This window comes from Isoptericola sp. NPDC057391 (assembly GCF_042668085.1).
Classification (GTDB): domain Bacteria; phylum Actinomycetota; class Actinomycetes; order Actinomycetales; family Cellulomonadaceae; genus Isoptericola.
The window spans coordinates 1-3,147 of sequence record NZ_JBHVBO010000295.1; the positions used below are offsets into that span (position 1 = coordinate 1).

Sequence of the window (3,147 nt, forward strand, 5' to 3'; positions counted from 1 at the left end):
CAAACAGGCCGTTTGAGGAACAAGTCAGCACGCTCGATGCTGCGGGGCGGGGTCAGCCGACCGGGCGCGCCGGCTCGATCGGGACGCTCGGCAGGTGCTTGGCCGGCAGCGTCTTGGGCCGCCACGACGCGCGCTCGGCCTCGAAGGCCACGATGTCGTCCTCGTGCTGCAGCGTGAGGCCGATGTCGTCGAGGCCCTCCATGAGGCGCCAGCGCGTGTAGTCGTCGATCTGGAACGGCACGGTGACGTCGTCGGCGTGCGCGGTGCGCGCCTCGAGGTCCACGGTCACCTCGGTGCCGGGCTTGGTCTCGAGGATCTTCCAGAGGATCTCGATGTCCTCCTGCGCGACGACGCCGGCCACGAGGCCCTGCTTGCCCGAGTTGCCGCGGAAGATGTCCGCGAACCGGGGCGCGAGCACGACGCGGAAGCCGTAGTCCTTGAGCGCCCAGACGGCGTGCTCGCGGGACGAGCCCGTGCCGAAGTCGGGCCCCGCGACGAGCACGGAGCCGGACTTGTAGGCGTCCTGGTTGAGCACGAACGACGGGTCGCCGCGCCAGGCGGCGAACAGCGCGTCCTCGAAGCCCGTGCGGGTCACGCGCTTGAGGTAGACGGCGGGGATGATCTGGTCGGTGTCGACGTTGCTGCGGCGCAGCGGCACCCCGACGCCCGTGTGGGTGGTGAACTTCTCCATGACGAACTCCTGGACGGTCTTCTGCGACGGGGTGGGGTCAGACGAAGGACGGGGCGGACAGCGGCGCCAGCGGGGAGCCGTCGAACGTCGTGAGGTCGACGTCGCCCTCGAACTCGAGGTCGGCGACCGACGAGAGCGTGCCGCGGACGGCCGTGGCCGCCGCGACGAGCGGCGACACGAGGTGCGTGCGCCCGCCCTTGCCCTGGCGGCCCTCGAAGTTGCGGTTCGACGTCGACGCGGCGCGCTCGCCCGGCTGGAGCTGGTCGGGGTTCATGCCGAGGCACATCGAGCAGCCGGCGTTGCGCCACTCCGCGCCGAACTCCTTGAAGATGACGTCCAGGCCCTCGGCCTCCGCCTGCAGGCGCACGCGCGCCGAGGCGGGCACGACGAGCACGCGCACGTCGTCGGCCTTGTGCCGACCCTGCAGCACCTTGGCCACCGACCGGAGGTCCTCGATGCGGCCGTTGGTGCAGGAGCCGATGAAGACCGTGTCGACCTTGACGTCGCGCAGCGGCGTGCCGGCCTCGAGGCCCATGTACTCCAGCGCCCGCTCGGCGGCGACGCGCTCGTTCTCGTCCGCGATCTCGGACGGGACCGGCACGGACGCCGACAGCGGCAGGCCCTGGCCCGGGTTGGTGCCCCACGTGACGAACGGCTCGAGGTCGGCCGCCTCCAGCACCACCTCGGCGTCGAACTCGGCGTCGTCGTCGCTGCGCAGCGTCTTCCAGTACTCGACGGCGGCGTCCCAGTCCTCGCCCTCGGGCGCGTGCGGGCGCCCCTGGAGGTAGTCGAACGTCGTCTGGTCGGGCGCGATCATGCCCGCGCGGGCGCCGGCCTCGATGGACATGTTGCAGATGGTCATCCGCGCCTCCATCGAGAGCTTGCGGATGGCCTCGCCGCGGTACTCGAGCACGTAGCCCTGACCGCCGCCGGTGCCGATCTTGGCGATGATCGCCAGGATGATGTCCTTGCTGGTGGCGCCCGGGGGCAGCTCGCCGTTCACCGTGATCGCCATCGTCTTGAACGGGGCGAGCGGCAGGGTCTGCGTGGCGAGCACGTGCTCGACCTCGGAGGTGCCGATGCCGAAGGCCAGCGCGCCGAACGCGCCGTGCGTCGAGGTGTGCGAGTCGCCGCACACGACGGTCAGGCCGGGCATGGTCAGGCCGAGCTGCGGGCCCACCTGGTGGACGATGCCCTGGTCGGCGTCGCCGAGCGAGTGGATGCGGACGCCGAACTCGCGCGCGTTGTTGCGCAGCGTGTCGATCTGCGTGCGGCTCGTGAGGTCCGCGATCGGCAGGTCGATGTCGAGCGTCGGGGTGTTGTGGTCCTCGGTCGCGATCGTGAGATCGGGACGACGGACGGGACGCCCGGCGAGGCGCAGCCCCTCGAACGCCTGCGGGCTCGTCACCTCGTGCACGAGGTGCAGGTCGATGTAGAGGAGGTCGGGCGCCCCGTCGCTGCCACGGCGCACCAGGTGCGCCTCCCAGACCTTCTCCGCCAGCGTGCCGGCCATCATGTGCTCCTCGTCCGCCGCGTCGCCGCGGCCGTCGTGCGTGTGCTGTGAACTCGGTGGATATCGTCGGTCGGAACCCACCGGGCTCGTACCGTGAGACGGTCCCGTCCCGTGAGATGCCGTCCCCGACTTGCAATCTCAGTGACTGAGACGTCAATATCGTCCTATGGACGATACTAGCGGAGTCGGCGTACTCGACAAGGCCGCGTCCGTGCTGGGCGCTCTGGAGGCTGGTCCCGCCACTCTGGCGCAGCTGGTCTCCTCGACCGGGCTCGCCCGACCCACGGCGCACCGCCTCGCCGTCGCCCTCGAGCACCACCGTCTCGTGGGCCGCGACATGCAGGGCCGGTTCGTGCTCGGACCGCGCCTCAACGAGCTCGCGACGGCGGCCGGCGAGGACCGGCTGCTCGCCGCGGCCAACCCCGTGCTCACAGCACTGCGCGACCACACGGGCGAGAGCGCACAGCTCTACCGGCGCCAGGGCGACCACCGCGTCTGCGTGGCCGCGGCCGAGCGGCCGGTCGGCCTGCGCGACTCGATCCCCGTGGGCGCCACCCTCACCATGCACGCGGGGTCCGCGGCGCAGATCCTCCTCGCCTGGGAGGAGCCGGACCGCCTGCACCGCGGCCTGCGCGAGGCCGTGTTCACCGCGACGATCCTGTCCGGCGTCCGACGCCGCGGCTGGGCGCAGTCGGTCTCGGAACGCGAGCTCGGCGTCGCGTCCGTCTCGGCGCCGGTCCGCGGGCCGTCCGGCCGGGTCGTGGCGTCCGTGTCCGTCTCCGGGCCGGTCGAGCGCCTCACCCGCCAGCCCGGTCGCCTGCACTCCGCCGCCGTCGTCTCCGCCGCCAACCGCCTGACCGAGGTGCTGCGCCGCGCCGGCGAGTGACCCGCATCCCCCGTCAGCACCGACACCTGCACCGATACCCGCAGCAGCACCGGGCCC

Annotated in this window: 3 protein-coding genes; 1 reads left to right on the plus strand and 2 read right to left on the minus strand. The window is 72.1% G+C overall.

All coding sequences use genetic code 11. The features are described 5' to 3' along the window. Window positions 1–52 precede the first annotated feature (52 nt). Window positions 53–691, minus strand: coding sequence for a 3-isopropylmalate dehydratase small subunit (gene leuD, locus ACFUVW_RS20385; protein ID WP_430573119.1), 639 nt, complete (start codon window positions 689–691; stop codon window positions 53–55). A 37-nt stretch (window positions 692–728) separates the two neighbouring features. Continuing rightward, window positions 729–2,204, minus strand: a complete 1,476-nt coding sequence (gene leuC / locus ACFUVW_RS20390) for a 3-isopropylmalate dehydratase large subunit (RefSeq protein ID WP_430573120.1) — start codon at window positions 2,202–2,204, stop codon at window positions 729–731. A 166-nt stretch (window positions 2,205–2,370) separates the two neighbouring features. Between leuC and ACFUVW_RS20395 the strand changes: the two genes are divergently transcribed. After that, the gene (locus ACFUVW_RS20395) at window positions 2,371–3,090 is read left to right on the plus strand and encodes an IclR family transcriptional regulator (protein WP_079574616.1); all 720 of its coding nucleotides are present in this window, start codon (window positions 2,371–2,373) and stop codon (window positions 3,088–3,090) included. Window positions 3,091–3,147: the final 57 nt, after the last annotated feature.

Coding starts and splice junctions, on each gene's coding strand:
- leuD (WP_430573119.1), bottom strand. CDS start 691: ATGGAGAAGTTCACCACCCACACGGGCGTCGGGGTGCCGCTGCGCCGC.
- leuC (WP_430573120.1), bottom strand. CDS start 2,204: ATGGCCGGCACGCTGGCGGAGAAGGTCTGGGAGGCGCACCTGGTGCGC.
- ACFUVW_RS20395 (WP_079574616.1), top strand. CDS start 2,371: ATGGACGATACTAGCGGAGTCGGCGTACTCGACAAGGCCGCGTCCGTG.